Source organism: Flavobacteriales bacterium (genome assembly GCA_016779995.1).
Lineage (GTDB): Bacteria > Bacteroidota > Bacteroidia > Flavobacteriales > UBA7312 > UBA8444.
This window is the reverse complement of the sequence record JADHMO010000014.1, coordinates 26,177-34,432: the sequence shown is the minus strand read 5'-3', so window position 1 is coordinate 34,432 and position 8,256 is coordinate 26,177. Positions and strand designations below refer to the sequence as shown.

The following is an 8,256-nucleotide window of genomic DNA, read 5'->3' as shown; positions in this document are numbered from 1 at the left end:
TTTCTCCAGCAGGTAAAACAACATTCAAACCACTAGTAAACAGTTCTCCATTGACATACCAATCATAAGTATAAGAAGGGTTAGGATTAGATACAGAAAGTGATGCTGCAGTATCTCCGTAACATAAAATATTGTTTGTAATAGAACCCGTTGTAGTATTGATAGAGGATGTCACAGGGCTACCCGCAATAATTTCAACAGGTAATGGCAAACCACTACCACTTAGAGTACCTGAACACCCATGTTCGTCTTCAATTAGAATTTGATAAAAACCAGCGCAAAGACCAGAGTCAATCACTAGACTATCAGAATAATGCTCTGAAATCAGATTTCCGTCTAAGTCTAATGTTGAAAAGGTGTAAATCCCTGTACCTCCAAATGCTGTATATTTCAAGACACCATCACAACTAGAAATTTGCCCAGAACAACTTTCATTATTAAGTTTTGTAACTGTATATAGTAATTCATTAGGTTGAAACACATCAACCTGAGCAGTCTTAGTACAACCATTGACATCAGTTACTAAGACACTAGTTACACCTTCCGATAGGCTTAATAGAGTGTTAGTATTGGAGGCCGATAATACTTGAGTAACTCCATCTGTAGTATTCCACTGATAATCATAAGGAGCAAATCCACCTGAATTCATAACAGTAGCAGAACCACTTCCATCAGAAAAGCAGTTTAACGAATCTGACGTCAATTGGAGTGTAAATGTTTCTTGCAATGGAATTTCAATATTCAAAGTATCCTTACATGCGTTATCATCTTCAACGATTACTGAATAGCTACCAGACGTTTTATTTGTTAAAACTGCATCGGTCTCACCAGTATTCCACAAAAATGAATATGAGCTATTGGTATTTAAGAAACCTCCGGAAGCAACAACTGATACTTCTCCTGTAGGTATATTAAGACAGTAAGCAGAAACCAAATGGCTGGTATCAACGACTAGAGGGTCAGGCTGATGAATAAAGGTTAATACTGAAGATTGGCAAGAATTATTATCAGTAACTGTTAACACATATGGCTCGTCAGTGCTTGGCAAAGCAAATACATCTTGGACAAAATTGAAAGAATTTCCACTTAAGCTCCAATCATAATTATATGGTTCTGTTCCACCTGTTGCAGTTGATGAAATTGCTCCGTCAGAACCACCATAACATTTTACATCAGTCGTTATAAGTTGTAACTTTAATGGTTTAGGCTGACTTATCTCTATTGTATCTATTACAAAACACCCTAATTCATCTTCTACTTTTACCCAATATTCTCCATAGGATTGATTTACAATTGTTGTATTTGAACCTCCTGTGGACCAATTATAAATCAAAGAACCTGTACCACCTGAACTAGAAACTGTTGCACTTCCATCTGAGCCATTGTAACAAGATATAGATACTGAACTAATATTATTTATAATCTGAGAGTTTTCATTAATTGTAACGGAATCAGTGACAATACATCCTCTTGCATCTGTCACATCAACATGATAAACACCTTGAGGTAATTGATCAGCAATATCTGTGACATGCCCACTGCTCCATTGATAAGAGTAAGGTGGTGTGCCACCATTAGCTATAATTTGAGCAGTGCCTGTAGATTCTCCAAAACAGCTGATACTAACACTTCCCATTTCAATTGTTAAAGGGGACGGTGATTGTTCTAATTCAAAGCTTGTAGATACCATACAGTCATTTACATCGGAAATTTCCAAATCATACACTCCAGCACTTAAATCATAAAGGAAAGATGAACTAATATTACCTTGATTTGTCCACTTTAAGTTATATGGTGGTGTTCCACCTCCTGTAACGACTACATGTATTTGTCCATCAGTACCCCCAAAACAAGTGATGTCCTCCGTTTCAGCAGAGAAGGTAATAGGGTTTACTTGTTCAACTGAAACTTCATCTGTTCCTTGACATCCGTTATCATCTTCAACAACTAAGTAATACCCACCAACAGGAACTTGAACGGATTCGGTTGTTCCTACCAATTCATCTGTTCCTGATCGAAACCAATTGTATTGATAAGATGAGTTTTCAATGTTACCTCCCGAAATTGAAGAAACTGAAACAATTGCTGAACTATCTCCATAACATAAAACATCAGTAGCAGTTGTTAAAACATTTATTTCAGGAGCTGCAGAAGAAACTATGGCTATAGAATCCGTTAAACAACCGTTACCATCTCTAACTGATATATTATACGAACCGAATTCTAAATTATCGAACTCGTTATAACTATGATATGTAGCCCCTCCGTCAATGGAATAAGTTATTGGCGCAACAGTATTATTATTGGCAAATAAAACAATTGACCCATCCTGATATCCATTACAACTTACTGGAGAAGAATAAGTTTCTATCTCAAAACCTTCTTGATAATCTATATATAAAAATTGAGAGTCAGAGGGGCATGCATTTACTCCTTCAACTACATATTTATATGTACCAACTTGAGCAGTTAGTGGATCAAAAATATCAATGACACTATCATTATTTGGATTATACCATACTCCTCCTGTTTGTGGAATTCCATTAAGCTCATTGAACATACTAAAGGAAGGGTCACCAGAACAAACTAGCTTATATCCTTCTACTCCAGCATCAGGTAATCTATTAATGTTTAAACTTATAAATGATGTGTCGTTACATAAGTCATTAACACCGTATGTTATGTAAGAATAATTACCTGTTGAGCTTTCTACTAAATCTTGCTCATTTGAAACAATTACATTATTTTCAAACCAACTACCGTTATCTTCATAGTCATCACCTAAATAATTAAATAAATTTACTGTTTCTAGACCATCTGTTATGTCGCATAAAAAAATTGTACTGTCTTCAGTAGCAACATCCACCAAACCTGCATTTGATGGTGCTGAGGTTTGAACGAGTACGGAGTCTACGTTATTAATGGTTTCTCCTGTACAAACATCAACTACAGAAATATAATAATAAACAGCACCGGTATCAGGAGTTACATTTAGCGTTAAAGAATCGCTTAAAATATTTCCATACTGATCCGACCATACTACTGTACCTGTTGCAATAGGGCTGTAATCAATTGAATTTATGGTATAATCTGTAAAGTCGGCATTAGGGATAAATTCCCAACCCTCATCATCAGCTGTCCAGTTTAATGGAAAATTTCTAGGCTGAAGTAAAACAGGATCAACAACTATTTCAAATAGTGTACTGTTTTCATTCACTATTCCTTGAATTGCTGCTCCACCGTTCCAGACTGGGCATAATAGCTTATCGTCTATATGCATTTCAATTTTATTAGACCCTTCAAACATAAGAGCATATTGACCAATAATAAGGTCGTTACACTGATATAGAGGCATATTACACCAAACCACATAAAATACTCTGTTAGGAGCTGCACCATAAGTACCATATACTACACTACCCCCTACACTTGGGTCAATATCGTGCCAAGGAGCCATAATTGCATTTTCAGGTAATTGTCCCGCATCTGGAATTGCATTGTCTATTACCCAAGGAGAATAAACACCTGCTTGAGCCAAATCAAACGTGATATAGCCATTAGCTGATAAAACACATTGATTGTATGTATTACCATAAAAAGTAAAATCAAACCCCATATCAATAATACCAGAATGGATATCATCAGTATTAATAAATGATGGACTAATATTTGCCCCTGATGCTACAAGTGTGATATTTTCACCAGAACAAAGTACTGTATCAGTAGATGTGATAAACTGCGATTTAACATCAATGAAAGCAAATAAAAAAGCAAGTAGTAGTAAGTAATACCTCATAAATATGAATTATAAAATTAAATTCCTAATGAATATTTTACCTGTAAATAGTAACCGATCCTTTTTCATTATATGGAGTTCCGTCTTCTCCAGTAGCATTTAATACATAAAAATAAACTCCTTCTGGAACTTCTAAACCATTCATTGAAACGCCATTCCATGTATCTGATGGACTATTCATTTCATAAATTTTATCGCCCCATCTGTTATAGAAAATAGCATTTAAATCCGAAATTCCATAATTTTCAAATGAAAAATTATCATTGATATTATCACCATTTGGTGAGAATGCATTAAACTCAACAATTCCCTGAACAGAAACAACTAGAGAAATTGTATCGACGCAAATACCATCTGTAACCTCGAGAACAACCTCGTGATCGCCTATTTCGGTAAATGTATACTGATAAGAATTTGTAGCAAATCCCTCATAAAAATTTGATGTTGTATTGTTACCATTAACCCACCATTGATTCAGCGTAACATCTGAGTTTTGACTAACATCAATAAATTCAACAGTAAAGGGTGCAGGTTTTGACACTATAGAATAAGGCCCATTAGCACCCGGTGTATTGATTACCCAATCAGCAATAACCTTTGCTGGATCTAATAGAGTGTGACTAGCTGTAACCTCACAATCGTTTTCGTCGGTTACAGTGACAGAAATTAAACCAGAACTAAGAAAACCAACATCTTCAGAATTTTCGCCGTTTGACCAATCAAAGGTGTATGGCATAGTTCCTCCAGTAACTGTTAAATCAATACTTCCATCAGAGGAACCAAAACAACTTGGATTAGTTACTGCAAGAATAGGATTAGAAAGTGGAGCAGGCGAAGTTACCGTTTCATTTATTGTTTTAGTACAATTATTAGCATCTTCAACTCCAACAACATAATTACCTGCTGGTAAATTGGCAAAAACACCACTATTATTGTTAGAAGTAGAAGCTCCTGTTAGTGTATAATTTGCATAAGGCTGAGTACCACCATTAGCTACGACAGTTATTTCTCCTGAATTATCTCCATCACAATCAACACCTGATAAAGAAACTAAGTCAATAGTTAAAGGAGAAGGCTCTGAAAGAATTACATTAGATACTATTGAAGTACAACCATTATCATCTTCAACATAAACCGAATAATTTCCTCCAGAAAGACCGTTAAATACTCCTGATCCGTTGCTATTAGATGCTGATATATAATAGGTGTCATAAGGAGTTGTCCCACCAGAAGCAACTATTGTAATATTACCATTTGGCGCACCGTTTGAATTATGACAATCTGGATTTGATGTACTTATGTTAGCTATTACAGGAGAAGGGTTAGCTAACTCAATTGTAAATACTGTATCACAACCGTATCTATCTACCACTTCAAGATAATAAGTCCCTGCTTCTTGGTTGGCGATATTATAATCAAGTGATCCATTTTCATTTATTAAACCAAGTCCATTTAAATTATTTGGAAACCAAGTGTGATTATAATCCTCTAGCTGATTATTATTTAAAAATGGAGTGGCTCCAGTAACTGAAATTGATATTGAACCATCATTATCATCTAAGCAAGATGGGTTTGTGCTTAAGTTATTTAGAGTGAATGGATTTCTTTCAACAATTGTGACTGGAATAGACGTTGCTTTACAAAGACCAAGCAGATAAGACGCCGTAACTTGAATGTTTCCTGCTGGGAGTGTATTGGAAGATGGACCTTCATCGATAACCACAGTCGAACCTTCAATGTGCCATGAATAATCAAACGTAGGGTTTGAATTTAAAACTGATGCCATTGCATTACTTGAACCATAACAATTAATTGTATCTGTTAAAAATAATTCGTTAGTATTTATTGCAGCAGTGACTTCAACACCATTATCTATAAAGAATGGGTTAGAATGTAAAGACGTTAAGTCAAAAATACCTTCACAACCCGAAGCATCAGTAATCTGAATTTCCCAATTGCTAGAGGTCAATCCGCCAATAGTTAAAGAGTTTAGAGTTTGGGCATTATTGCCAATCATCGTATTCATATCAGTCCAACTTACGTCATAAGGGGGGACTCCACCTACGACTTCAACAACTACAGAACCATCGTCTGAAGATGCTGTAGGACTGAAGCAAGACTGATTTACTAAGTCAGTAACTTGAAAATCTACTCGAGTAGGACCATCGACTGTAAGTGTATAAACCCCTTCACAACCAAACTCATCCGTTACAGTTACTGAATAATTACCTTGTTGTAATTCATCAACATCAGGTAAGTTATTACCAGTTGCTGCTCCACCATTCCACTCATAATAGAAATCGCAACTGTTGTCTACATCACCACAACCACCTTCCATAGAAATAGAAACTGTTCCGTCATTATATCCAAAACAACTAGCTGGTGTGGAATAAGTGTACTCTTGCCAAGTAGCAACTAAATCAATTTCAACTGTAATTTGATCAGCACATAATCGACTATCCACAACAGTTACATCATAAAATCCAGAATTCATATTCTCTATAGAACTATATAATACATCTTCATCTGTTTGACCCAACACTGACCATACGAAATTATAATTGTCATTAGCATTAGGAGTACCACCAGAAGCTGAAACTTGAGCCCATCCTGTATTATAACCCAGCAAGTTATTGTTACAATAAGCAGGTTTTGTCGGTTGAGTCAAGAACAATTCTAATTTTGATGGTTCTATCAAATAAATTTCAGACTCAGATTGACATCCATTATCATCTGTGACAGTGATTTTATATGGGTCTGAGTAAGACTGATAATTTGGGTTTAGAGCTATGTCATCAGCTCCAACGCTATAAGGAAGGTTTGAAAGTGTTTGAAGATGATATGGCGCATCGTCAACCCAAGGATAATTAGGGTGACTCCAAACAAATGAATAATCACCAGTACCTCCGTAAACATTAGCTGAAAGCTCACCATCTGAAAGACCATAACAACTAATTTGATCAGAGATAAAAGCATCTACAATTAGTTGGTTGGGTTGACTTATTTTTACACTAAAATCTTTAGAACAACCTACACTATCTGTAACGACTACAGTGTATGTACCAATTGGCAAATCATCAATAGATTGTTGTGTGCCGAATGCACCCCAATTGTATGTGTATGGGGCTATACCACCTGAAGGGTGTGCCATCGCCGTTCCATCAGTACCGTTGTAGCAAGAAGTAGAGTCTGAAGTAAATGAATTGGAAATTGAATCGTTAGAAATGATTATAATCGAATCTATTTCTGGAATTGTACAAATCGCATCTAAAACAGAGACATAATATTTACCTTCACAAATATCTGAAAGAGTTGAAGTGAAATTATTTAGGACACTATTATTGACGTTGTTATTAATTGGGTTCATCAAAGAATCCATCCACTGAACAGTATATGACCCATCATTTTCTGGAGTACCGTTAATTACTTCAAGTTGAAGTTCTCCATTACAATCACCGTAGCAAGGAATTCCAACACCATTAACTTCCCCATTGACTATTAGGCCAAGATCTGCTCTTTCTGTTTGCACAAAAATGGTAATATCATCTTGAATAGTACAATATTCATTGATAGCTAAAATAGAAATTGTAGTGTCTTGATTGATAACAAGAGACACACTATCTAATGCAGAACCTGTGCTCCAAGCAAATGAGTTATACCAAGTTGTATCGGCATGAATGGTTGTTAACTCGCCAGAACAAACCGTATAATCTTCAGGTAATTCAAAATCACAATCTGCAATCAAACGAAAATCATCTAGTCCAAAACCCTGCAAAGGAAGAAGATTGTTTGTAAATTGATTATCCAATGTATTACTGAAAACAAAAGCAAATCGAACATTTGGTAAGTTATCAAGGGTATTACCCATATCAATGTAAGATTGTTGCCAAGTAGTGTCAGCAGATAATGGACCATCTATGAGCGTCCATGTTGTTCCAAAATCAAGAGAATAGTAAACTTCTGTACCAAACTCTGTTTCGGACCAAATACTGTACCACCAATAAGACACATCAACACCTTCAAATCCAATGGTGCTGTAATCAGGTGTCATAGCACAAATCAACTCTGGTATGTCGTTAATGACTTGATCTATGTAGGTAGAGTTTAAAACAGCAGGCAGACCACCATTTCCATTGATTGCATCAAAAGCTGCTGTATGCAAGTAATTACTATTTGGTTGATATCCTTGATCTGCTGTATTTGGAATTGGAATAACAGCAAAATCATAAAACACATTTCCTCCTTCGTAAACATCATTTACAATGAATGTGTTGTGAACAGAACTAACGGTTCCTAAAAATGGCACAATTTCATTTAAGGTCCAATCCATTGTTGCTGGATTTTCAAAATCTTGACTTATGAAAACCTGCTGAGCCTTACTAGATGAGGATAGTAACAAAAGAAAGCAAAATAAAGCTTTCGTGTAAATTTTAATGTTTTTCATTTTTAATGCTTATTAA

General features: G+C 35.6%; 2 protein-coding genes. Both read right to left on the bottom strand.

Going from position 1 to position 8,256, the window contains the following annotated elements:
* Positions 1-3,796: SprB repeat-containing protein (locus ISP71_07860; GenBank protein ID MBL6664001.1), on the bottom strand; the 3,796-nt coding region annotated here is incomplete at its 3' end.
* A gap of 37 nt (positions 3,797-3,833) precedes the next feature.
* The gene (locus ISP71_07855) at positions 3,834-8,240 is read right to left on the bottom strand and encodes a gliding motility-associated C-terminal domain-containing protein (GenBank protein ID MBL6664000.1); all 4,407 of its coding nucleotides are present in this window, start codon (positions 8,238-8,240) and stop codon (positions 3,834-3,836) included.
* Positions 8,241-8,256: the final 16 nt, after the last annotated feature.